At 71.8% G+C, this 23,303-nt stretch carries 22 protein-coding genes and 2 pseudogenes; 15 read left to right on the top strand and 9 right to left on the bottom strand.

Annotated elements, in window-relative coordinates:
• Nucleotides 1–3: 3 nt before the first annotated feature.
• Nucleotides 4–702 (bottom strand): TetR/AcrR family transcriptional regulator, encoded by a 699-nt coding sequence (locus A3CE_RS0106165; RefSeq protein ID WP_020639198.1) that lies wholly within the window; start codon nt 700–702, stop codon nt 4–6.
• A 240-nt stretch (nt 703–942) separates the two neighbouring features.
• Here A3CE_RS0106165 and A3CE_RS0106160 point away from each other — a divergent pair, with 240 nt between their 5' ends.
• The 5 genes from A3CE_RS0106160 (at nt 943) to A3CE_RS0106140 (ending at nt 5,027) form a co-directional block, all read left to right on the top strand.
• Nucleotides 943–1,689: a glycoside hydrolase family 75 protein gene (locus A3CE_RS0106160; RefSeq protein WP_125591514.1), complete on the top strand. Its 747-nt coding sequence runs from the start codon at nt 943–945 to the stop codon at nt 1,687–1,689.
• 145 nt (nt 1,690–1,834) lie between these two features.
• A complete protein-coding gene (locus tag A3CE_RS0106155) occupies nt 1,835–2,836 on the top strand; it encodes a MerR family transcriptional regulator (protein ID WP_020639196.1) in 1,002 nt (333 codons plus the stop codon).
• On the top strand, nt 2,836–3,480 hold the full coding sequence (locus A3CE_RS0106150; protein WP_020639195.1) for an AAA family ATPase: 645 nt from the start codon (nt 2,836–2,838) through the stop codon (nt 3,478–3,480). Before A3CE_RS0106155 ends, A3CE_RS0106150 begins: the two co-directional genes overlap by 1 nt.
• 378 nt (nt 3,481–3,858) lie before the next feature.
• Nucleotides 3,859–4,431, top strand: a complete 573-nt coding sequence (locus A3CE_RS0106145) for a dihydrofolate reductase family protein (RefSeq protein WP_026468208.1) — start codon at nt 3,859–3,861, stop codon at nt 4,429–4,431.
• A 29-nt stretch (nt 4,432–4,460) separates the two neighbouring features.
• Nucleotides 4,461–5,027 carry a YceI family protein gene (locus tag A3CE_RS0106140; protein ID WP_020639193.1) on the top strand — a complete coding sequence of 189 codons (567 nt, stop codon included), beginning with the start codon at nt 4,461–4,463 and terminating at the stop codon, nt 5,025–5,027.
• A 21-nt stretch (nt 5,028–5,048) separates the two neighbouring features.
• On the opposite strand, the gene A3CE_RS0106135 is transcribed toward A3CE_RS0106140, so the two are convergent.
• Nucleotides 5,049–5,942 (bottom strand): LysR family transcriptional regulator, encoded by an 894-nt coding sequence (locus tag A3CE_RS0106135; protein ID WP_020639192.1) that lies wholly within the window; start codon nt 5,940–5,942, stop codon nt 5,049–5,051.
• Between the two features lie 81 nt (nt 5,943–6,023).
• On the opposite strand from A3CE_RS0106135, the gene A3CE_RS0106130 reads away from it, so the two are divergent.
• Nucleotides 6,024–6,971: a DMT family transporter gene (locus tag A3CE_RS0106130; RefSeq protein WP_020639191.1), complete on the top strand. Its 948-nt coding sequence runs from the start codon at nt 6,024–6,026 to the stop codon at nt 6,969–6,971.
• A 3-nt stretch (nt 6,972–6,974) separates the two neighbouring features.
• Here A3CE_RS0106130 and A3CE_RS54815 read toward each other — a convergent pair whose 3' ends face one another.
• From A3CE_RS54815 to A3CE_RS0106095, 7 genes and pseudogenes are all read right to left on the bottom strand, one after another.
• On the bottom strand, nt 6,975–7,445 hold the full coding sequence (locus A3CE_RS54815) for a YdeI/OmpD-associated family protein (RefSeq protein ID WP_020639190.1): 471 nt from the start codon (nt 7,443–7,445) through the stop codon (nt 6,975–6,977).
• A 120-nt stretch (nt 7,446–7,565) separates the two neighbouring features.
• A pseudogene (locus tag A3CE_RS54810) lies at nt 7,566–7,649 on the bottom strand (MerR family DNA-binding transcriptional regulator); the annotation flags it as partial.
• Nucleotides 7,643–8,305, bottom strand: a complete 663-nt coding sequence (locus A3CE_RS0106115) for a HEAT repeat domain-containing protein (RefSeq protein WP_020639189.1) — start codon at nt 8,303–8,305, stop codon at nt 7,643–7,645. The gene A3CE_RS0106115 and the pseudogene A3CE_RS54810, both read right to left, overlap by 7 nt.
• 38 nt (nt 8,306–8,343) lie before the next feature.
• Nucleotides 8,344–9,039 (bottom strand): annotated as a pseudogene (locus A3CE_RS50250) (MFS transporter); the annotation flags it as partial.
• A gap of 47 nt (nt 9,040–9,086) precedes the next feature.
• Complete coding sequence (locus A3CE_RS0106105) at nt 9,087–10,685, bottom strand: Vgb family protein (protein WP_020639187.1); 1,599 nt, start codon at nt 10,683–10,685, stop codon at nt 9,087–9,089.
• On the bottom strand, nt 10,682–12,505 hold the full coding sequence (locus tag A3CE_RS0106100; RefSeq protein ID WP_020639186.1) for a flavin-containing monooxygenase: 1,824 nt from the start codon (nt 12,503–12,505) through the stop codon (nt 10,682–10,684). Before A3CE_RS0106100 ends, A3CE_RS0106105 begins: the two co-directional genes overlap by 4 nt.
• 140 nt (nt 12,506–12,645) lie before the next feature.
• Nucleotides 12,646–13,695, bottom strand: a complete 1,050-nt coding sequence (locus A3CE_RS0106095; RefSeq protein ID WP_020639185.1) for an NAD(P)-dependent alcohol dehydrogenase — start codon at nt 13,693–13,695, stop codon at nt 12,646–12,648.
• A gap of 6 nt (nt 13,696–13,701) precedes the next feature.
• Here A3CE_RS0106095 and A3CE_RS0106090 point away from each other — a divergent pair, with 6 nt between their 5' ends.
• From A3CE_RS0106090 to A3CE_RS0106050, 9 genes are all read left to right on the top strand, one after another.
• Nucleotides 13,702–14,499, top strand: coding sequence for an SDR family NAD(P)-dependent oxidoreductase (locus tag A3CE_RS0106090; RefSeq protein ID WP_020639184.1), 798 nt, complete (start codon nt 13,702–13,704; stop codon nt 14,497–14,499).
• A 77-nt stretch (nt 14,500–14,576) separates the two neighbouring features.
• On the top strand, nt 14,577–15,446 hold the full coding sequence (locus A3CE_RS0106085) for a branched-chain amino acid ABC transporter permease (RefSeq protein ID WP_020639183.1): 870 nt from the start codon (nt 14,577–14,579) through the stop codon (nt 15,444–15,446).
• An 8-nt stretch (nt 15,447–15,454) separates the two neighbouring features.
• A complete protein-coding gene (locus A3CE_RS0106080; protein WP_020639182.1) occupies nt 15,455–17,956 on the top strand; it encodes an ATP-binding cassette domain-containing protein in 2,502 nt (833 codons plus the stop codon).
• Complete coding sequence (locus tag A3CE_RS0106075) at nt 17,956–18,954, top strand: acyl-CoA dehydrogenase family protein (RefSeq protein ID WP_020639181.1); 999 nt, start codon at nt 17,956–17,958, stop codon at nt 18,952–18,954. Before A3CE_RS0106080 ends, A3CE_RS0106075 begins: the two co-directional genes overlap by 1 nt.
• Nucleotides 18,955–19,031: 77 nt before the next feature.
• Nucleotides 19,032–19,820, top strand: coding sequence for an enoyl-CoA hydratase/isomerase family protein (locus tag A3CE_RS0106070; RefSeq protein WP_020639180.1), 789 nt, complete (start codon nt 19,032–19,034; stop codon nt 19,818–19,820).
• 3 nt (nt 19,821–19,823) lie between these two features.
• Nucleotides 19,824–20,099 carry a Zn-ribbon domain-containing OB-fold protein gene (locus A3CE_RS0106065; protein ID WP_020639179.1) on the top strand — a complete coding sequence of 92 codons (276 nt, stop codon included), beginning with the start codon at nt 19,824–19,826 and terminating at the stop codon, nt 20,097–20,099.
• Complete coding sequence (locus A3CE_RS0106060) at nt 20,096–21,232, top strand: thiolase family protein (protein ID WP_020639178.1); 1,137 nt, start codon at nt 20,096–20,098, stop codon at nt 21,230–21,232. Before A3CE_RS0106065 ends, A3CE_RS0106060 begins: the two co-directional genes overlap by 4 nt.
• Nucleotides 21,229–22,413, top strand: a complete 1,185-nt coding sequence (locus A3CE_RS0106055) for an acyl-CoA dehydrogenase family protein (RefSeq protein ID WP_020639177.1) — start codon at nt 21,229–21,231, stop codon at nt 22,411–22,413. Before A3CE_RS0106060 ends, A3CE_RS0106055 begins: the two co-directional genes overlap by 4 nt.
• Complete coding sequence (locus A3CE_RS0106050) at nt 22,410–23,303, top strand: phosphotransferase family protein (protein ID WP_020639176.1); 894 nt, start codon at nt 22,410–22,412, stop codon at nt 23,301–23,303. Before A3CE_RS0106055 ends, A3CE_RS0106050 begins: the two co-directional genes overlap by 4 nt.

Below are 23,303 nucleotides of genomic sequence, written 5' to 3'. Positions count from 1 at the left end.
GTCCTACGCGGGTGTCGAGAGTGACCTGACGGCGTCGTCGATCTCCAGGTCGATCAGCCGCTGGGCCTCGATGCCCTGGGCCTCGAGCATGCCGGTGAGTTCGAGGCTGACGATCCCGTGCACCCGCGTCCAGACGACGATGGCCGCGCGGGCCACCCGCGCGCTCGTGTCCGGCCGCTCCTGCGACCGGGCCCACTTCTTCAACTGCCCGTCGAGCGCCCGGTCACCACTGCTGCCGTCCGACGGCGAGCCGTCCCCGGCGGCGGTCAGCACGTCGATCAGCAGCGCCATCGCCTGGTCGAGCGGGGTCGGCCCGGGGGCGTCGGCGGGCAGGTCCTCGCCGCGTTCGCCGAAGAGCATCCCGTAGCGCTGCGGATGCCGCAGTGCCCAGTCGCGGTAGGCGGTGACCAGCAGCCCGATCCGCGCGCGGGGTGCTCGCCTGCTGCCGTGCACCGCCTGTGCCATGGCGTCGGTGAGCTGTTGGTAGGACAGGGTGATCAGATGGGTCACCAGTGCGTCCCGTGACGCGAAGTACCGGTAGATCGCCGGCGCGGACATCGCCATGCTCCGGGCCAGTGCCGCGATCGACAGCGCGTGGACGCCGTCGGCGTCGATGATCGCGAACGAGTTCTCCTCGATCTCCTGGAGCGTCTGGGCTCGCAGCCGCTCACGCCTGCTCGGCTTCTGCGGTTCTTCGGTCATCGCCGCATCCTAACGGACCGTCGCACTGTTGCCGGGTGCAACGCCACGCTACGCGGCCTAACGTCCTGGCCGGGCAGTCACGCCGCCTGCTCCACCCACCAGGCGTCGTCGTCCGGCAAAGGCATGCACCGGAGGCCGGGACATCTCCCTAAAATCTTCGTAAAGTTGTTACATGGCAGGGGGTTCAAGTGGTTCCATATGTTAGGCAACTTTCCTAACTATTGATGGAGGGTCCCCGCCATGTCATCCCGCAGGCGCTTCTCCGTGGTGGCCGCCGCTCTGGCGCTCACCGCGCCGCTCGCTGTCAATGCCGCCGACGCCGCGACGGCCGCTCCGACGTACACGGCCGCCCAGGTGCTGGCGGCCGTCAAGAAGAACAGCACGACCGCGAACAAGGTCAACTCCAAACCCCACATCAACACCATGACGCGGGCCAAGAACGTGAACGTGTACCAGGTGACGTCGGGCGTCTACGCCTACAGTTCCGGCCTGGCCGTCGACGACGACGGCAGCGACCCCGATCCCGATCCCGATCACCAGGGCCAGACGACTTTCCAGGACAGCAAGGGTAAGCAGCTGGCCGCGCACCACGTGCCGTTCTACGTGCTGGGCGACGACTGCTACGACCGCAAGTCCCCGTGCCCGCACTTCTTCTACAAGGAACACGGCATCAAGGGCCGGCAGTTCGCGCTGATGTTCTACAAGAGCAAGGTGATCGGTGCGATCTTCGGCGACACGCAGACCGGGAACGACCAGACCACCTCGGACAACGATTCCCGCGAACTGGGCGAGGCGTCGGTGAAGTCGGCCTCGCTGCTCGGCATCCCCAGCAGCGGTACCACGGGTGGCGTTGACAACGGCGTGACCGTGGTGATCCTCTCCGGCCCGTCCTGGGTCGTGAACGGCACCAACGCCAACCTGAACGCCAATGCCCAGGCCCTGGTCACCAAGGCACTGGACACGCTCGGCGCCAGTATGGGTCTCTAGTTCCCGCGACGAAGCCGAGCCGGACGCGATCACCGCCACGCCGTCGATGCCGGACCTGGCGGTGATCGCGTCCGGCGACGGCGGTCCGGCGAAAACGGGACGGCCCCTTGACTCTCGAGCCACTTGAGATCTCATAGTGGCCGGTATGAACGAGCTCTACCTCATCGGGGACGTCGCCCGCCGCACCGGCCTGAGCGTGAGCGCGATCAGGTTCTACGCCGACGAGGGCATCGTCACCCCCGCCGGCCTGACCGAGGGCGGCTTCCGGCAGTACGACGTGCACGCGATCGCCCGGCTGGAACTCGTGCGTACCCTGCGTGACCTCGGCGCCGGCCTCGACGACATCCGCCGGGTGCTGGCCGCGGAGACCACCCTGCAGGACCTGGCCGCCACCCACCTGCGGCTGGTCGAGGACCGGCTGCGGCAGTTCCGCGCCCGCCGCGCGGTGCTGCGCACCATCGTGCGGCAGCACACCACGACGGAACAGGTGAGCCTGATGCACAAGCTCGTGTCGATGTCCGACGACGACCGCGACCGGCTCCTCACCGAGTTCTGGGACTTCGTGACCGACGGCCTCGACGTCCACCCCGGCTACGTCGAGCGGCTGCGGAGCCGGCGGCCGAACCTGCCCGAGGAGCCGGCCGCCGAGCAGCTCGAAGCCTGGATCGAACTGGCCGACCTGGTGCGGGACGAACGGTTCCGCACGGCGCTGCGCGACCACCTGCACCGCATCTTCGGCACCGAGCAGGGCAAGCTGATGGCCTCACCGGAGATGATGGCGCGCGCCGAGCGGCATCGGCAGCTCTTCCTGGAGGCGCAGGCGGCGCAGCAGGCCGGCGTTGCCGCGGATTCGCCCCAGGCGAGGGACATCGCCGAGCGCATGGCGGCCCGCAACGCCGAGTTCGCCGCGGCCATGACCGGGGAGCCCGACGCCGGCAAGTCCCGGCGCGCCCTGGCCGGCTTCGACCGGGACAAGCCGGCCGAGGTGCGGGCCAAGATGACCGGGCTGAACCTGATCGTCAGGTACGGCACCCTGGTCGCGACGATCAACGGCACGCCGAAGCCGGACCCGGACAAGGCCGCGGCGGTCCAGGAATGGCTGGCCGCCGCCCTGCGCCAGGGCCCACCTGACGGCCACCGGTCCTGATGCGACGTGACGAGACCGCTGTCGCGCTGCGGACCCGGCTGCGGCACGTGTACTGGATCGGCGGCGGCAGCGGTGCGGGCAAGTCGACCGTCGCCCGGCGGATCGCGGCCCGGTGCGGCATGTCCGTGTACTCGACCGACGAGGCGATGGCGGACCACGCCGCCCGCAGCACCCGGGAAGACACCCCCTACCTGGCCAGATTCCTGAACATGAGCATGGACGAGCGCTGGGTGGACCGGTCTCCCGAGACCATGCTCGAGACGTTCCACTGGTTCCGGGGCGAGGGCTTTGGCCTGATCGTCGACGACCTGGTGCGGTTGCCGGCGGAAACCGGCGTCATCGCCGAGGGCTTCCGGCTGCTGCCGGCCCTCGTCAAGCCACTGCTCGCCGAGCCTGGCCACGCGCTGTGGCTCTTGCCCACCCCCGAGTTCCGCCGGACGGCGTTCGATCGCCGCGGCTGGGCGATCCCGCACCGGACCGGCGATCCGGAACTGGCCCGGCACAACCTGCTCGAGCGTGACCGGATGTTCACCGACCGCCTCTTCGCCGAGACCGAGCGCCTCGGACTGCCCGCCATCGAGGTCGACCCCGCGATGAGCGAGGAGGAGCTGACCGGGCGCGTGGCGCAGGCGTGGGGGCTCTGAGCCGGGATCGGCACGTCACGCGCCGGCCGGTTCGGCACAGGTCGAGCAGGACGAGTGTGCTCTCTTGGGCGGTGGCGTGCCCGGCTTCGATGAGGTCGGCGGCGCGGGTGAGTGACGGCGCTTGGGGCTCGTCCAGGTCCGGCACGTTGGGGCGGAAGGCGACCTGACCGGGGGTGCCGCGTTCGCCGGGGTCGAGGTCCGGGAAGTAGCAGTCGCCCCGCCACCGTCCGGTGTGGCCGGAGCGGCCGGCCGGCTGCCGGACGGAATCTCGGGCCCGCTTGTCGAATCCGGCGCCGCGCGATCGACGCAGGGGTGAGAGCGGCTTCGCCACACCGGCGGCACGACCGCCGTCGGCTGGCCAGAGGAAGGGGATTGAGGATGAACAGGACGCCATTGCGGCTGTACATGTCGATGTCGGTCGACGGGTACATCGCCGGGCCGGACGACCGGCCGGGCCAGGAACTCGGCCGCGGCGGAGGGCGGCTGTTCAACTGGCTCGACGACCGGATGTCCGAGGGGGTCAACGGGCAGGTGTACGCCGAAGCCTCGTCGACCGGCGCCGTGATATCCGGACGCCGCACGTTCGAGCTCGCCGGGCGGTGGCAAGGCGACCACCACGACGGCGTGCCGATCCACGTGCTCACCCACACCATCGACCCGGCCGACGAGCCACCGGGCAGCGCGAAGTTCTACACCGACGTCGACGCGTGTGCCGACGAGGCCCGGGAAGCGGCGGGGGAGCGGGCTGTACTGGTCCACGGTGCGAGCGCGGCGCGGGCGTTGCTCGCGGCGGGTCAGCTCGACGAACTCGAGCTGCACCTCGTCCCCGTGCTGCTGGGTGGGGGACGGCGGTTGTTCGAGCCGGCCGGACTCGGCCACGTCGAACTGGAACTCGTCCGGCGGCTCGAAGGCCGCAACGCCACACACCTGCGTTACCGCGTCGTCCGTTGAGAAATCGTCCGTTGAGAAGGGGAACAGCCATGACTGCCGCATTCCTGACAATCGAAGCCCTCGACGCCCACGTTCCCGTGGGCACCTGGACCATCGATCCGGCGCACAGTTCCGTCGGGTTCTCGGTTCGCCACCTGATGGGCAAGGTCCGCGGAACCTTCGAGGAATTCACCGGTCACCTGAGGATCGCCGAACAGCCGGCCGGCTGCTCCGCCACCGCGACGATCGCCATGGGCTCGGTGAACACCGCAAACCGCATGCGCGACGACGACCTGCGATCGGCCGGCTTCTTCGACGCCGGCCGCCATCCTGACCTGACCTTCGAGGGTGCCGGCCTCATCGTGCGCGACGGGGGGCTCGAACTGCCCGGAAAGCTGACCATCCGCGGCATCACGCGTGATGTCGCCATGGAAGTCGAGTTCCTCGGCCTCGACGAGACCGGCTTGCAGGGCGAGCAACGGATCGGGATCTCGGCAACCACGACGATCCGGCGATCGGACTACGGCGTCGGCGCCGCGGCCGGCGAAGGCCAGAAGATCGTCGTCGGCGACAAGATCACCATCCAGCTGGACATCCAGGCCGTGCTCGGAACCTGACCCTGACAGCGCGATCGTCCGTCAGCCTGCTCGGGATTCGCCCGCGCACACCAGGCCTTCCAGCAGCTCGACGGCGCGCCGGGCCGCGGGGTGCGGCGCGATCGACTTCTTCACCGCGAGACTGAGGTGCCGGACCGGGGTGGGAGCCACCAGCGCGACGGTCGTCAGGCCCTCGGGCAGCTCGCCGATGCCCAGCGCCGGCACCACGGTCAGGCCGATTCCGGTGGCCACGAAGGCCATCGCGGTTCGGTAGTCGTGCGTTTCCACCACGAAGCTCGGGGAGAACCCGGCTTGTGCGCAGGCGTCGAGGAGCACCTGGCGGCACGGCCCTTCGCGGAGGTCGTTGTCCACCCAATGCCGCTGGGCGAGGTCCGTCAACGGTACCTGCGGCACCCCGGCGAGGGGGTCGTCAATGCGGACGACGGCGAGATAGGGATCCTCGGCGAGCCTGCGCACCTCGACGGTGCCGGGGCGCTCGAAACCGTTTTCCTCCACGAAGATGTCGACGTCCGGGTCGGCCGGGGTGAACTCGGTCAGCAGCAGGTCCAGCCGCAGGTCGGGGAACTCGGCCCGCATTGCCGCGACGGTCGGCGCCAGCCATGCCGCGCCGGCCGAGCCGAAGTAGCCGATCGACAGGCTGCCGACCCGGCCGGCGTGCAGGTCGCCGACCACCCGCTCGACCCGGCCGAAGGCCTCGAACAGCGTGTCGGCCTCGGCGGCCAGGGTCCGGCCGGCCGCGGTGGGCTCGATGCCGCGACCGGATCGTTCGAACAGCCGCAGCCCGGTCTCCCGCTGCAGGGCGGCGAGCTGCTGGCTCACCGCGGACGGTGTGTAGCCGAGCGAGGAGGCACTCGCACGGATCGAACCCGTGGCGACCACCGCGCGCCAGACGCGGAGCCGTGGGATGTCCAGCATCAGGCAAATGTACAGAGACGCTTAACAGATGTCCAGAACTAGTCGCTTGTGCTGTACAGAGGTGCGGGTGACGATACGGGGGTGACCCCACTGATCGAGACCGCCCGGCCCGCCGGCGCCGGCAAAACCGACCTTGCCAAGATCGCGGCCGCCGCCGGGCTCGCGGTGGTGCTGTGGGCTTCGTCCTTCGTCGCCATCCGCGGCATCGGGCACGCGCTGTCCCCCGGGCCGCTGGCGTTGCTGCGGCTCGGCGTCGCGGCTGTCACCCTCACCGCGCTCCTGCCCGCCCGGCGGCCGGTCCACGTCCGGTTGTCCCGCAAGGCGTTCCTGCTGATCGCGGCTTACGCCGTGGTCTGGCTGGCCGGTTACACCGTGGCCCTCAACGCGGGGGAACACCACGTCGACGCGGGGACCGCGGCCTTGCTGGTCAACCTCGCGCCGCTGCTGGTCGCCGTCGCTGCCGGGAAGCTTCTCGGCGAAGGCTTCTCGCGATCGCTCATCGTCGGCTCGCTCGTCGCGCTGAGCGGCGCCGCGGTCATCGCGACGGCGGCTACCACTCAGCGCGACTGGGCGGGCGTCCTGCTGTGCTTGCTGGCCGCCGCTCTCTACGCCGCGGGCGTCATGATCCAGAAGGTCGCGTTGCGCCACGTCGACGGGTTCACCGCGATCTGGCTCGGCTGTGTCGTCGCCACCGTGGTCCTGCTGCCCTGGGCGCCGCAGCTGGTCGGCGAGCTGCAGACGGCTTCCGCGCCGGCCGTGCTCAGCGCCGTCTACCTCGGCGTGTTTCCCACGGCGATCGGGTTCACCGCGTGGGCGTACGCGCTGCGCCGCATGGACGCCGGCCGGCTGTCAGCGGTGACCTACGCCGTTCCGGCCGCGTCGGTGCTGTTGTCGTGGCTGCTGCTCGCCGAGATCCCCACGGCATACGGACTCGTCGGCGGCGCGCTCTGCCTGATCGGTGTCGCCATCTCCCGCAGGACGACGCACAACTCCGCGGCGACCCGGACAACCGCGCCGCGGCGTGGGTAGCCGTCACGGCCGTGGCCGCTGTTTGACGCGCGCCGCAAGCAGGTCGACTACTTCGGCGATGCGAGCCGCGCGGAGATCCGGGCGGCGCGTGGTCGCGTCGATCCAGCGGAGGTAGGCCTTGCGGTAGAACTGCGCCAGCGTGTCGAAGAACGCGGCCGCGGCCGGGTTGCCGGCCAGCGCCGCGGCGACGTCGTCGGCAAGGTCTTCGCGCTGCGGGCCTTCCGGAGCCAGCTCGACGGTCACCTCGGTGCCGATGGTGACGCCGGTGTCGCGCAGCCACATCGGCGTGACGGTCAACAGCCACCCGCTGCCGGTCGGGGACAGTCTCCCGCGGACCCGTCTGCCCTCGATCGTGCCGCCCACGGGATGGTCGGCCTTGGCGCCCCACGTCTCGTCCGGGTCGAAGGGCACGGCGATGACCGCACGGTCGCGCGGACCGGCGGCGATGACGGCGCGGAACTGCTGCGGGCTCACGGCCGTGATCGTCGCATGGTTTCCCCGGTTTCAGGAGCGTCGCCGGTTGCGCGCCGAGGTCCGCGCTGCCACTGCCGTACGGTCGAATGCTGCCGATCACCGGCGGGCGGCGTGGGCTGGTGGCCGCACCAGCCCGAGGGAGTCGTAATGCCGGAGCATCCGCGTGCTCACCCCGGACCGGCGGGCCACCTCCCCGATCAGCACGCGGCGCCCGGGCCGAGCGCGACGATCCGCTTCGCCTCGTCGACGGCCAGGTCGAAACCGGCGTCCGGGTCGTGCAGGAGCCGTTCGGTGGCGCGGGCGTGCGCGCGCACGGCCGGGTCCGGGTTCGCCAGTGCCGGCTGCAGGGCCGGCTCGGCCACGTCACCGAGCGCGACGAGGGCCCGGCTGAGGCTCAGCTGCACGGCCGGGTCGCCACGGCCGAGCTGATGTGCCAGTTCCACGGCCAGTTCCGCGCTGTCCCCGGGCGGCACGAGCACGACGGCGGCACGCCACGCGCTTCGGGCGACTTCGTCGTCGGGGTCGTGCAGCAGTGTCGGGGTGATCGCGGGCCACGCCGTCCGGTCCCCGATCTTGGACAGCGTGTGCAGCGCCTGGCTGCGGGCCTGCGCCCGCCCGGACCGGAGTTCCGTGACGAGCCTGGGCACGACGACGTCCGCCGGGAGGCGGGTCAACGCCCAGGTGAGCATGTCGCGCACGAAGAAGTCGGGCTCGAGCGCGCACCGGGCCACGACCGCGCCGGCGAGCCCCGGGTCGGCCCGGATGCCCAGGGCGAGCGCCGCTTGGAGCCGTGCCGACGAGTTCCCGGCGCTCAACGCGTCGAGCAGCTGCGTGTCCGATGCGTGGTTGATGGTGACCACCTCCTCCCCGCAGTGAAGACCTTGTCACAGTGTCAACGTCAAGTGACGTCCGCCGGTTTTTTGGCGGCGTCGGGCAAATCGAGGCTGTCGCGCAGCGACACGGGTTTGAGCAGGACCGCGGTGAGCACGCCGAGCAGCGCGACGCCGGCCGAGATGGCGAAGATGTGCCCGGTGGCGGCGCCGTAGGCGACCGGTGGCGGGTCGCCGGCCGCGGTGCGGTCCGCGACCTGTCGGGCCAGGACCGCACCGAGGACGGCGACGCCGATGGTGCCGCCGAGGGAGCGGAAGAAGGAGACGGTGGCGCCGGCCGCGCCGATGTCCCGCAGGGGAACGGCGTTCTGCACGACGAGCACGAAGTTCTGCAGGGTCATGCCGACTCCGATGCCGATCAGCAGCATCGCGACGCCGATGAAGAGCAGGGGAGTGCGCTCGTCGACGAGGCCCAGGCCGGCGAACCCGGCCGTCAGGCTGACCGCGCCGGTGACGAGGAACGGCTTGAGGCGGCCGGTGCGGCTGATCCGGCGTCCGGCGACGACGGAGGAAACCAGGATGCCTGCCATCATCGGGATGGTCAGCAGCCCGGCCTCTGTCGGGGTGCGGGCCCGGCTGACCTGGAAGTACTGGCTGAGGAAGACGGCGGCGCCGTACATCGCGGTGCCGGCGGCGAGGCTGCCGAGGATGGCCGGCGCGGTGGAAACCACGGTGCTGCTCAGCGTGGAGACGAACAGGGCGAGCAGCAGGCCGCTGAGGGCCTGGAGGACCTGCCGGCGTGCGGGTGCGGTCACGGTTTCCCCGCGGGAGTCAGGTGCACGACGGTGCCGCCGGCGGCCGCGTAGAGGGAGCCGTCGGCCGCCGTGGCCAGGCCGGTGAACGGCCGGGCGACCCCGGGAAGGCCGTGGGCGTGCAACGCGGGCAGGTCGCCGGTCCGCCCGGGACTCGCTTTTCGGGGGTCCGGGTGGCGAAGCCCCCGGCCCGGGGCGAAGCCCCGGTTGTCACAGTTCGTCGGCAGGTCGGCTGCCTTGCGGACGTCACCGGTCACCAGGTCCACCGCGACGAGCCGGCCCCGCGCGGTTTCCGCGACGTACAGGCAGCCGTCGCCGGCCGTGATTCCCTGTGGGGCGCCGAGGCCGTCCGCCAGGACGACCGCGGTTTCCCCGTCGAGGCGGTACACCGCGCCGCGCTCCTCGTCGCTGAGGTACCAACGTCCTTCGCTGTCCACCGCGACGTCGACCGGACGGCCGAAGCCGGCGGCGAGCACGCCGACGGTGTCCTCGGCGTCGATGGTGAGGACACGGCCCGCGCCGGCCTCGGCGACCACGAGCGCGCCGTCCGCGCGGACGGCGACGCCCGAGGGCTCGGCCAGGCCGTTCGCTCGCGTGCGCACGGACCGGGTCGTCCGGTCGTAGGTCCGGACCTGGCCGTACTGCGAAGTCAGGTGGAGCAGGTCGCCGTCGGCGGCGATGCCGTGCGCGAACGGGAGCAGCTCGGTCGTGGTGACGTCGTCCTCGGGCTGTCGCGGTTCGGCGATGCGGTAGTGATCGGCGACGTGCACCGTGCCGCCGAGATCCACCGTCACGCCGTAGGGGCCGGCGAATCCGCGCGGGGCGATCTCGCGGGTCCGGCCGTCGGGGTGCAGCTCGGTGATACCCCCGCCGGCGTAGCTGGAGACGAACATGCGGTTCTCGGTGTCGAAGGCCGCGTTGTCCAGCCCGGGCAGCCCGCTGGTGATCAGCGTCCGGTCGCCGGTGCCGAACAGATCGATGCGGGTCACGATGCCGGCCACGCCGCGCGAAAGCACCTGCAGCACACCGCCCTGGTCGAACCGGACGGCGACCGGTTCGTGGACCTCGGCGGCGACGAGCTCGGGAGTGCCGCCGTCGGGCGGGATCCGGAAGACCTCGCCGGTGAGCATGTGCGGGTAGTAGAGGGCACCGTCCGGGCCGAGCTGCATGGCGTTGCCCATGGCCAGGCCGCCGGTGAGTACTTTCGCCTCGCCGTCGCCCAGTTCGAGCAGCCGGCCGTCCGGGATCATCTCGTTGACGAACAGGCGGTCGCCGACGCAGGTGATCCCGTTGGGCAGCCGGACCTGGTCGGTGACCAAGGTGAACGTCGTGTCGGGACGCCGTCGCCACACGCGGCCGGGCACGAGGTCGGTGATGTACATCGATCCGTCGGCGCCGAAGGCGAGGTCGTCCGGCGCCTGCACCGGCCCGCCGGCCGGCACGACCACCTCGACGTCGCCGGTGGCCAGGTCGACGGCGCTGATCTCGCCGGCCAGGAACTGCGCCACGTACAGCCGCCCGTCCGGGCCGAAGGCGACGCCGTTCGAGCCGCGCAGCGAGGTGGGCCGGGTCAGCCGGCGGGCGCGGAAGCCGGTCACGCGCCGACCAGGACGTCGTCCATCCCGCCGTCCGTGCGCCAGCGGCGCAGCAGGTCGTGGAAGACGATCGGTCCCGGGGCGAAGGAATTGCCCGCCGGACGCGGTTTGCCTTCGTTGTTGTAGTAGCCGGGGGTGCACTCGGTCAGGAACGCGGAGGTGTCGCGGGCGTTCGCGCGGACGGTGGCGACCCACGCCTCCTGGGCGCCGGCGGTGGGCTCGACGTACCGGGCGTCGCGTTTGCGGGCCTCGGCGACGACCGCGCCGATGTGCGTGGCCTGTTCCTGGAGGATGTGCGCGAAGTTGACGGCGGTGGCGTTCTGCAGCGACCCGAGGTGGAACAGGTTCGGGAAGCCGTGGCTGTAGAAGCCGTGCAGCGTCTTCGGTCCCTGGGACCACGACTGCAGCAGGGGCGTCCCGTCACGGCCGTAGACCGGCAGCGTGCCGGAGAGGATGCCGGAAATCCCGACCTCGAAGCCGGTGGCGAAGACGACGCAGTCCACTTCGTACTCGCGGTCGCCGACGACGACCGCGTTCTCGGTCATCCGGGTGATACCACCGAAGTCCGCGGTGTCGACCAGCGTGACGTTGGGGCGGTTGAACGTCTGCAGGTAGAAGTCGCTGAACGTCGGCCGCTTGCACATGTACCGGTACCAGGGCTTGAGCAGCTCGGCGGTGGCCGGGTCGGTCACGACTTCGTCGACGCGGGCGCGGATTTCGTTCATCTTCCGGAAGTCCGCGATTTCGTCGAAGTATTCGCGGTCCTCGACCGGCAGGCCGGTGTCGACGATGCCGCTGAGCATCTGGCGTTGCAGCCGGCCGGTGCTGGTCCAGCCGTCGCCGACGAGATCGGCGTCGGCGTGCCCGCCGGTGACGATCGTGAGGAAGTTGTCCATCCGCTCCCGCTGCCAGCCCGGCTGCAGGGACGCGGCCCACGCCGGGTCTGTGGGGCGGTTGCCGCGCACGTCGACCGACGACGGCGTGCGCTGGAAGACGTACAGCTGTCCGGCGTCGCGCCCGAGGTGCGGGATGACCTGGATGCCGGTCGCGCCGGTGCCGACGACGCCGACCTTCTTGTCCGCCAAGCGGTCCAGGCCGCCGTCGGGGCTGCCTCCGGTGTAGCCGTAGTCCCAGCGGCTGGTGTGGAACGTGTGCCCGCGGAAGGTCTCGATCCCGGGGATGCCCGGCAGCTTGGGCTGGGTGAGCGTGCCGGAGGACACCACGACGTACCGGGCGCGGAACTCGTCCCCGCGATCGGTGCGCACCTGCCACCCGGACGCGTCCTCGTCCCAGCGCAGCTCGGTCACGCGGGTGTGGAACAGCGTGTCGCGGTAGAGGTCGTAGTGCCGCGCGACGGCGATAGCGTGCTGCCGGATCTCCTCGCCGGGCGCGTACCGCCATTTCGGCACGTAGCCGACTTCCTCCAGCAGCGGCAGGTACTCGTAGGACTCGATGTCGCAGTGGATGCCGGGGTAGCGGTTCCAGTACCAGGTGCCGCCGAAGTCGCCCGCCTCGTCGACCATGCGGATCTCCTGGACGCCGGCCTCGCGCAGCCGCGCGGCGGTGAGCAGGCCGCCGAAGCCCGCGCCGACGACGACCGCCTCGACCCGGTCCCGTACGCCGGCTCGCTCGACGCGGTCGGTGTAGGGATCGGTGGCGTAGTAGCCGAATTCGCCGGCGGCCCGGCGGTACTGGGCGGCCCCGTCCGGGCGGAGGCGCCGGTCGCGCTCGGCCCGGTACTTCCGGCGCAGGTCGTCCGGATCGAAGCCGAGCTCGTCGGGGGTGAAGCGCTTGCGTTCCGGGGATGCGGGGTGGGGGGACATGCCTTCCCTTCTGGTGCCCGCCGGCGGCAGAGGGGGACCGGGTGCGGCGGGATCGGGACCGAATTAAATCAGCTGCTTGATTCAAGGGTACCCGATGATCTTCCTGAAGGAAGTGCGGTGACGGCTGAGCGAGCGCGCGGTCAGCCGGGCAGGAGGACCGCCCGGCCCTGGATGCGCCCCTCCCGCAGCCGCTTGAACGCTTCGCCCGCTTCCGTCAGGGGGAAGAGTTCGGTCTCCACGCGGATTCCGCCCGTCCTCGCCAGCGCGATCACCTCGCCCAGCTCGCGGCTGCTGCCCCAGAACGGGAGCGACACCGACGCGCCCTGGGGGAGGGGGCCAGGCTTGCCGACGGTGAGCTTTCCGCCGCCGCTGCCGACGAGCACCAGGTCGCCTCCCGGGCGCAGGATGCCCGCGGAGAGGCGCAGGGTCGGGTCGCTGCCGACGAAGTCGAGCACCGCGTCGGCGCCGCCGGTCTCGCGACGCAGGACCGTCTCGGTGTCGGCTCGCGCGAGCAGGGTGCGGTGGGCTCCCGACCGGTCGGCGAGGGACAGGGCGTCCTCGCGGACGTCGACGGCGAGCACGCGGGCCTGGGTGACCGCGCGCAGGATCTGGATCGCCACGTGCCCGAGCCCGCCGACGCCGACGACCACCACGGACGCGTTGCCGCCCAGGCGCAACCGGGCCACCGCGTGGTACGGCGTCAGGCCGGCGTCGGTCAGCGGCGCCGCCTGGGTGGCGTCGAGGTCGCCGATCGGGACCAGGTGACGGACGTGCGGGACCAGCACGTGGCCGGCCATCCCGCCGTCGCGGCCGAGACCCGCGCCGGTCCACGCCAGCTCGGCGCGCCGGTCGCAGTAGTTGTCCTCGCCGGTCGCGCACCGACGGCAGCTGCCGCAGCCCCAGGGGCCGTGCACGGCGACCCGGTCGCCGATGGTGACGCCGGAGCCTCCCGCTACGACGTGCCCGGCGATCTCGTGGCCCAGGGTGAAGGGCGGCCGGTAGGGGAGGGTGCCCGGCGCCGCGTCGAGGACGTGCAGGTCGGAATGGCAGATCCCGGCCGCCTCGACGCGGACCAGCACCTCGCTCCCGGTGGGTTCGGGCACGTCGACGTCGGCGAGCGCGGGCGGCTCGCCCCACGCCGTAAGCCGCAGGGCCGGGGTCTTGCGCGCCGCACTCACGGCGCTCACCATACAGAAATGAACTCAGTTCAGGAAGCGTCGTTCGACGGCAAGATCGCGCTCGTGACCGGCGCGGGCTCGGGGATCGGCGCCGCGGTGGCGCGGAAACTGGCCGGCCGGGGTGCCGGGCACGTCGTGCTCGCCGACCGGGACCTCGCGGCCGCGGAAAAGGTCGCCGCGCCCCTGGGCAACGCGCGGGCGGCGGAAGTCGACGTCGCGGACCCGGACCGCGTCGACTGGCTGGTCTCCGGGATCGAGCGCGACCACGGTGGGCTCGACGTCGTCGTGCACGCGGCCGGCGTCGACGATCCCCAGGCGAAGCAATGGATCGCGGACGCCTGGGAGGCCGGGCGGCCGCCGGAAGTCACCGCCAGGCTGGACGTGCGGTCCTGGCGGCGGGTCGTGAGCGTGAACCTCGACGGCACGTTCCACGTCCTGCGCGCGGCGGTCCGGGTGATGGTGCCGCGGCGCGCCGGTGCTGTGGTCGTCGTCGGATCGTCCTCCGCCTTCGACGCGCCGGTGGGCTATCCGCACTACTCCGCGTCGAAGGCCGGGGTGCACGCGCTGGCCCAGGCGGTGGCGAAGGAAGTGGTGCCGTTCGGGGTCCGGGTCAACGTCGTGGCGCCCGGGCCCACGGAGACCGGGATGGCGGCGCGGACGCCGGACGCCCTTCGCCGGGCTTTCACCGAGTCCGGCGGCGGGGCCTACGCCACTCCGGACGAGATCGCCGGCATAGCCCTGTTCCTGGCCGGTGGGGAAGCGGCGAACCTGGCCGGCGCAGTGGTGCTGGCCAACGGCGGCCGCTTCACCGCCTGACGGGGTTGCCAGGCCGGGGAACGGCGGCTACCGTCACCTGAACTGAGTTCACTTTGTCCTCAAGGGAGAGGATCGGCGTGGATCAATTCCTGCTCGTGCTCGTCAGCGGGATCGCCGGCGGGGCGATCTACGGCCTGATGGGGCTCGGCCTGGTGATCGTCTACCGGGCGACGGACGTCGTGAACTTCGCGCTCGCGAGTCTCGCGACGCTCGGCCTGTACGCCGCGATCACCTTCCACGACAACGGCGCCGGGGTGCTCGTCGGCGTGCTCGGCGCGGTCGTCGTGACCGTGGTGGCGGGGCTGCTCGTCCGCGAGGTCGTGATCCGGCCGCTCGGCCAGGGCCGGCTGTTCGCCGCCCTCGTGGTGACCATGGGCGTCGCGCTCATCGCCGAAAGCGTGGTCAGCTCGATCTGGGGCACGCAGCCCAAGTCGTTCCCCAGCATCGTCGACGGCACCGTCCGCCTGGGCGGCGCCTCCATTCCGGCGCAGAGCCTGCTGACCATCGCGGTGGCCGGCGTGGCGATGGGCCTGGTCGCGTTCCTGTTCGGCCGGACCACCACCGGCTCGGCGATGCGCGCGGTCGCGGAGTCCGCCGACGCCGCCCAGATCGTCGGGATCAGCGCGCAGCGGATCGCGCGGCTGGCCTGGGCGCTGGGCCTCGGGCTCGGCGCGCTCGCCGCGTGCCTCTACGCGCCGAAGGTCGGCCTGGCGCCCACCATCCTGTCCGCGCCGCTGTTCCGGGCCTTCGCCGGGATCTTCCTCGGCGGGCTGAACAGCATGTACGGCGCGGTCGTCGGCGGGCTGGCCGTCGGGGTGCTGGAAAACCTCGGCGCGAGCTACGTCTCGGCGAGCTTCCGCGACACCTTCGTCTTCACCTTCACCGTCCTCGTGCTGCTGATCCGGCCCCAGGGCCTGTTCGGCACGCGCACCTTCCAACGGGTTTGAGGTACGCCATGTCCTTCCTCGGCTCCCGGGTGACGCGGGCCCTGCTCGGCCCGCTCGCCGCGGTCGCCCTGATCGCGGTGCTGAACTCCGGCGTGGTCCCGCCGTACCAGGCGTATTCGGTCGCGTTGGCCGCCGTCTACACGATCGTCGTGCTGTCGGTCGGCTTGCTGGCCGGCTGGTCCGGCGTCTGGTCGGTCGGGCACCCGGCGTTCTTCGCGCTCGGCGCGTACTTCGCCGCCTACGGCAGCGGCCACGGCTGGTCGCTGGAGACGATCGTGATCGGCACCGTCGCGGCCGGCGCCGTGCTCGGCGCCTTCCTCGGGTACGCCGGTGCCCGGTTCTCGACGCTCTACATCGCCTTGCTCACCTTGGCGTTCAGTCTCGTCTCCCTCGAGGTCATCAATCGCTGGACCGACGTCACCGGCGGCGACCAGGGCGTCCCCGTGTCGCAAGTGGACACTCTGGCCGGGGTGCTGCCCAGTGGCGGAACGGAAGCGCAGACCCTGTCCGTCGCCGCCGCCGGGGTGTGCCTCGCGATCGCCGTCCTCGCCAAGGGGTCCGCGTTGCGGATGCGGCTCGTCGCGGCGAAGTCCCACCCGCTGGTCGCCCAGTCGATCGGGATCGCGCCCGAGGCGCAGTCGGCCCTCGCGTTCGCCGTGAGCGCCGCGTTCACCGGGTTCGCCGGGGTGCTCCTGGGCCTGCTGAGCGGGTTCGTCAGTCCCGACCCGTTCTCGCTCAACCTGGGGATTTCCCTCATTGCCTCGTGCGTGCTCGGCGGGGTCGGCAGCGTGCTCGGCGCCGTGGTCGGCGGCGGCTACCTCGCCTGGTCGCCGACGCTGGCCTCGTCCGTCGGGCTGCCGCAGCCGGTGGTGCAGGGACTCGTGCTGATCGCCGCGCTGATCTTCCTGCCCGGCGGTGTGGTGCCCTTCCTCGGCAAGCTCGCGCGAAAGCTGGTCCGGCCGCCGCGTCCCCGGCCGGTGACCGTGCCGGAACGCGAGGTGGCCCATCGGGTCCTCGACGGACCGCCGTTGCTGACCCTGAACGACGTGTCGGTGCGCTTCGGCGGGTTGAAGGCCCTCGAAGGCGCGTCGCTCTCGGTCCGCCAGGGCGAGGTGCTGGCGGTCATCGGCCCGAACGGCGCGGGCAAGACCACGCTGATGAACGTCCTATCCGGACTGATCGGCGGCGGCCGCGTCGACGGGAACGCCGTCTACGACGGAAAGGAACTGCTGAAGACCCGGGCCACCGCCCGGCGCCGGCTCGGGATCGGGCGCACCTTCCAGCACGCGGAGACGTTCGGCGAGCTCACCGTCGCGGAGAACGTGCTGTGTACGCACCGCCGGATCACGCCGCGGCAGCGGCGGGTCGCGGGCGAGCTGCTCGCCCGCGTCGGCTTGGCCGACGTCGCCGACCGGTACCCGGCCGAGCTGCCGTTCGGGCTGCAGAAGCGCCTCGATCTCGCCCGCGCGATGGCCGAGGAGCCCGCGCTGCTCGTCCTGGACGAGCCGTTCGGCGGCCTGGACGCCGACGAGCGCGCGACCGCCGCCCGGCAGATCGAGCGCCTGCGCGACGCGGGCGCCGCCGTGCTGGTCATCGACCACGTGCTGGACGACCTGTTCGCCGTGGCCGACCGGGTCGTCGCCTTCGACTTCGGCAAGCCCGTCGGCGAAGGAATGCCGGACGAGGTGCTGCGCGACCCGGCCGTGCAGGCGTCGTACCTCGGGACGACGACCGCGCGCGCCGCGCTGCCCGCGCGAGCCGAGGACAGCCCGGTCGTGCTCCGGCTGGCCGGCGTCGAACACCACTACGGCGGGGTCGCGGCGCTGCGCGGGATCGACCTGGACGTCCACGAGGGCGCCGTCCTCGGCGTCGTCGGCGCGAACGGCGCGGGCAAGAGCACCCTCGGCCGCATCCTGCACGGCTCGCTGCGGCCGTCCGGCGGGACGCGCGAGGTGAGCGACACCGGCGTCCGGACGGTGCGGACCAGCCTCGTGCCCGAAGGCCGGGCCCTGTTCAAAACGCTGTCCCTGCGCGAAAACCTCGAAGTCGCCGCGTACTCCGTGGGGCTGAAAGGCGCGGCGCTGCGGGCGAAGCTGGACGAGACGGCGGAGTGGCTGCCGCCCCGGCTGCGTGACCGGCTTTCGGTCCAGGCCGCCGGGCTCAGCGGCGGCGAGCAGCAGATGCTCGCCATCGCCCGCGCCCTGATGGCCGGACCGGACGTCCTCGTCGTCGACGAACCGGCGCTCGGGCTCGCCCCGGCCCTGGTCGACGAGGTGTACGGCCGGCTGGGCGAGCTGGCCGAGGGCGGGCTGACCGTCGTCCTGCTGGAACAGCTCCTCAGCCGCGCGATGGCGACCTGCCACGACGTGGTCGTGCTGCACGAAGGGGTGGTGGCCGCGCGCGGCCCGGCGACGGATCCCGCGTTCGCTGCGCGGGCCGAGTCCGCCTACTTCGGCGGCGAGCACGCGGTCGCCTTGGGAGTCCGCGACGTGACGACGCTGGAGGCGTGATGCTGATCGATCCCGCGCTGCTGACCGAGACCGCGGAGCAGCGCGAACTCCGCGCGGTGACCAGGGACTTCTTCGCCGCGCACGAGGCAGACGGCTCCCTCTGGAAACGCATGGCCGCGGAGCTGGGAGTCCAGGGGCTCGCGATTCCCGAGGAGCACGGCGGCGCCGGGTACTCGTTCGCCGAGCTGGCGGTGGTGCTGGAGGAAGCCGGCCGCGCGTTGTGCGCTCCGCGGCTGCTGCCTACGGTGGTGCTCGCCGCCCACACCCTCCTGCTCAGCGGCGACGAGCGCTACCTGCCCGCCATCGCCGACGGCACACTGACCGCCACCGTCGCCTTCGACGGCGACGTCCAGGCACGCGACGGAACGCTGTCGGGTTCGGCGGACTTCGTCCTCGACGGCGCCGACGCGGACCTGATCCTGGTCCGGGCCGGGGACCGGCTGTACGCCTGCGAGGCTGTGCCCGGAACACCGTTGCGGGTGCTCGACGAGACCCGGCCGCAGGCGCGGCTCGAGTTCCGCGGCACCCCGGCCACACCGATCGGGTCGGCGGACGTCGTGCCGCGGGTGCTCGACATCGGCCGGGCCGCGCTGGCCGCCGAACAGCTCGGCGGCATCGGGCACGCACTGGACGCGACGGTGTCCTACGTGCAGCAACGCAGACAGTTCGGCCGTCCGATCGGCTCGTTCCAGGCGGTCAAGCACCGGCTCGCGGCCCTGCTGGTGGAGTACGAGGCCGCGCGCTCGGCCGCGGCGTACGCCATCGCCTGCGTCGCGACCGGCTCTCCGGAACTCCCAGTGGCGGCCGCGGCGGCGGCGACCGTGTGCACCGGCGCCTATCGGCTCGCGGTCGCCGAGTACGTCCAGCTGCACGGCGGGACGGGCTTCACCTGGGAGCACCCGGCTCACCGCTACGTCCGGCGCGCCCGCGCGGACGAGGTGCTGTTCGGCACCACGCAGGACCACAGCGCGTTCCTCGCCGCCGCATGGGGACTTTAGCCACCCGGACGCGGGTTGACAGCAGGCCCGTGCGACCTATTCAATCAAACTGAAGTCAGTTCAGTTAGGAGAACGAGATGGCCGTGGAAGACGAAATCCAGTTCGAGCGCGACGGGAACGTGGCGCGGGTCTGGCTGAACCGTCCGTGGAAGAAGAACTGCGTCACCGTGCCGATTCTGGAGCGGCTCGACGAGATCATCACCGAGGTCGACAAGGACCCGGACCTGCGCGTGCTGGTCCTGCGCGGCCGCGGCGGCACGTTCTGCTCCGGCTTCGACCTCGACAGCCTGCAGGCCGAGTACATCGGCAGCTCGACGGCGATGGAGGTGGCCGTCATCTCCGCGAAGATCTGCGACCGCCTGTACTCGATGAACACGCCGTCGGTCGCGGTCCTCGAAGGGTACGTCACCGCCGGCGGGTTCGAGCTGATGATCTCGTGCGACTTCGCGATCGCCTCGGACGATGCCAAGATCGGCGACTTCCACATGCGCCGCGGGCTCTTCGGCGGCGCGGGCCCGATCTACCGGGTGCCGCGGATGATCGGCATCCGCAAGACCAAGGAGCTGATGCTCACCGGCAAGCTGCTCTCCGGCGTCGAGGCCGTCGACTTCGACCTGATCAACAAGTCCGCGCCGGCCGACAAGCTGGACGAGACGGTCGAGGAGTTCATCAGCCACCTCACCGACAAGAGCCCGTTCCAGATGCGCATCACCAAGATGACCATCGACCGCAGCCTCGACGCCGACACGCAGTCGCTGATGGTCATGGAGCACCTCGCGGTGGGCGTGACGCTGAACTCGGAAGACGCGGCCGAAGGCGTCGCGGCGTTCCTGGAGAAGCGCGAACCCAAGTGGACGGGGCGCTGAGCGATGACGCCGACGGGGGTGACCCTGCCCGCCGAGGGCACGTTGTGGACGTGGACGGTTCAGCGGTTCGCCCCGAAGTCGCCCCCGTACGTCCCGCCTGCCGGCGGCTTCCGGCCGTTCGCGCTCGGGTACGTCGAGCTGGACGGCGGGCCGCGCGTGGCCGCCGTGCTCGACGTCCCCGATCCGGCGGGTGTCCACAGTGTCCATATCGGAATGCGGTTCCGGGTCGAGGCGACCGACGGGGTGCCGCACGCCGAGCCGGTCGAGGAGGATTCGTGACCGACGACGTCCTGATCTGCGGTGCCGCCCGGACGCCGTTCGGCCGGTCCGAGCGGTCCGGGCGGGACCACGCCGTGGCGGCGGCGACGGCGGCACTGGCCGACGCCGGGATCCCGTGGTCCCGGGTCGGCGCCGCGTTCGGCGGCAGCGACGCCGCCGGGCTCGCCGACACCCTGGTCGCCGACCTCGGGCTGACCGGGCTCCCGTTCGTCAACGTCAAGAACGGCTGTGCGACCGGCGGCAGCGCGCTCGTCTCGGCGGTCAACGCGATCCGCGGCGGGATGGCCGACGTCGTGCTCGCCGTCGGGTTCGACAAGCACCCGCGGGGCGCGTTCGACCCCCGTCCCGAGGACTGGGGCCTGGACGACGCCTACGGGCGCGACGGCCTGATGGTGACCACGCAGTTCTTCGGCATGAAGATCCAGCGCTACGCCCACGACTTCGGCATCACGCCGCGGACCCTCGCGCTGGTCGCGGAAAAGGCGTACCGCAACGGCAGCCTGACGCCGGAGGCGTGGCGCCGCAAGGAGATCAGCGCCGACGAGATCCTCGAATCGGGCATGGTCAACGACCCGCTGACCCGGTTCATGTTCTGTTCTCCGGGGGAGGGCGCGGCGGCGCTGGTCCTGTGCTCTCCCTCGGTCCCCACCCGCGACCCGGTCACGTTGCGGTCGGCGGTCGTGCGGACGCGCCGTCGTGGCTCGTTCGAGGTGTTCAGCCCGGTGCTGGAAGCGGGCGAGCCGACCAGCGTCAGCCGGGACGCGGCCGCGGCGGCGTTCGAAGCGGCCGGCCTCGAACCGTCCGATGTGGACGTCGCCCAGCTGCAGGACACCGAAAGCGGAGCCGAGGTGATGCACCTGGCCGAATGCGGCTTCTGCGAGGACGGCGAGCAGGAGAAGCTGATCGCTTCCCGGGCCACGGAGATCGACGGCTCGCTGCCGGTCAACACCGACGGCGGCTGCATCGCCAACGGCGAGCCGATCGGCGCGTCCGGGTTGCGGCAGGTCTACGAGGTCGTGCAGCAGCTGCGCGGCCGGGCGGGCGCCCGTCAGGTGCCGGGCGAGCCGAGCGTCGGGTTCACCCACGTCTACGGCGCGCCCGGGGTCAGCGCGTGCACGGTGCTGAGCCGATGACCGGCCCGGCGGAGTTCCGCGCCCAGGCTCGGGAGTGGCTGTCCACTGTGGCCAGTCCCCGGACGTCAGCCGCGTGGGGAACCGGCGACGACTCGGTCGCGGTGTTCGACAACTGGACCGAAGAAGAGGAACGCTCGCACACCGCGCGTGGCCAGGAGTGGGAACGCACCCGGTTCGACGCGGGCTGGGGCGCGCTCGGCCGGGCGCCGTCGTCCGGCGGCCGTGGACTGCCCGCGTTCTACGAACAGCTCTACCGGACCGAGGAAGCCGCGTTCGACGTCCCGCGCCGCAGCGAGATCTTCCCCGTCACCCAGCACCTGGTCGCCCCGGCGATCGAGATCTGGGGGACCGACGAGCAGAAGCGGCGCTGGCTGCGGCCGATGCTGCGGACCGACGAACTGGCCTGCCAGCTGTTCTCGGAGACCGAAGCCGGGTCCGACCTCGCGGCGGTCCGGACCCGGGCGGTGCGCCGCGACGACGAGTGGGTCCTCGACGGGCACAAGGTGTGGACGTCCGGCGCCCGGGTCGCCACCTGGGGTGTCGCGGTGTGCCGCACCGATCCCGAGGCACCCAAGCACGCCGGGATCACGGTGTTCCTGGTGCGGATGGACGCCCCGGGCGTCACCGTGCGGCCGATCCGGCAGATGACCGGCGGCGCCAGCTTCAACGAGGTCTACCTCGACGGCGTGGTCGTGCCCGACACCGACCGGCTCGGTCCGGCCGGGCTGGGCTGGAAGGTCACGCTCAGCGTGCTGGCCGCCGAACGCCTCGACTCCGGGTCGCTCGGCCTGGACAACGCCGACCGCGCGATCGAACTGGCCCGGCACAGTACGTTGTCCGACGTCGAGCGGCAGCAGACCGCGGAGCTGTTCGTCCGCACGCTCGTCCAGCGGCTCATCGGCCTGCGGGTGACGGCCGCACTGGCGGCGGGACGGGAGCCCGGTGCGGAAGCGTCGGTGGGGAAGCTCTACGCGACCGAGACGATGCGGCGGACCAGCGACCTCGTGGTGCAGCTGCTCGGTCCGCGGCTGGTCGCGGACACCGGCGAGTGGGGCACGTTCGCTTGGACCGAGCACCTGCTGGGCGCGCCCGGCTACAGCATCGCCGGCGGCTCGGACGAGATCCAGCGGACCATCCTCGCCGAGCGCGTGCTCGGCCTGCCGAAGGAGCCGTCGCGATGAGCCTCGCGGACCAGGTCCGGGAACATCTCGGCGGTGAGCTGGAAGTCCTGCCGGGCGGGCACTCCGGGCTCACCTACTCGGTCGAGGGCAAGTACGTCGTCAAGGCGGTGCCGCCGGGGCAGAAACCGGTGGGCCGCAACGACGTCCTGCGGCAGGCGCGGGTCCTGCGTGCTCTCGCGGGTTCGGCCGTTCCGGTGCCGCGCGTGATCGTGACGGACGAGACGTGGTTCGCCATGGAGTTCGCCGAGGGCGAGGCGATCGAGCCCGTCCTCGACAAACACGCCCTCACCCCGGAGCTGGCGCGCACGCGGATGCTCGAAGCGGCCCGTCTCCTGCGCCTGCTGCACGACGCCGGACCGGTGCCCGGCGAACCGCCCGCCACGGCCGCGAGTGAGCTGGAACGCTGGAGCCGCACGATGCACGCGGTCCCGGCCGAACTGCGGCCGGGCGCCGAGGACCTGCTGCGATTGCTGGCCGACACCGTGCCGGACGACCTGCCGCCGGTGCTGGTGCACGGTGACTTCCGGCTCGGGAACGTCCTGTTCGCCGGACCGCGTGCGACGGCCGTCGTGGACTGGGAGATCTGGAGCACCGGCGATCCCCGCACCGACCTCGGCTGGTTCCTGCTGTTCGCGGACCACGGCAACTTTCCGGCGCTGGGCGTCCCGGTGCCCGGCCTGCCCAGTGAAGCGGACCTGCTGGACGCCTACGGCGACCCCCTGCCGGACATGGCGTGGTTCCGGGCCCTCGGCCGGATGAAGATGGCCGCGATCATGGGCCACAACCTGCGCCGCCACCGCGAAGGCAAGCACCACGACCCCGACCAGGAGCGGCTGCCGCCGACGATCGCCGCGATGATCCGGTCCGCCGTGGCCATTCTGAGGAGCTGA

Source organism: Amycolatopsis balhimycina FH 1894 (assembly GCF_000384295.1).
Lineage (GTDB): Bacteria > Actinomycetota > Actinomycetes > Mycobacteriales > Pseudonocardiaceae > Amycolatopsis > Amycolatopsis balhimycina.
This window is presented reverse-complemented; position numbering and strand designations above follow the sequence as displayed.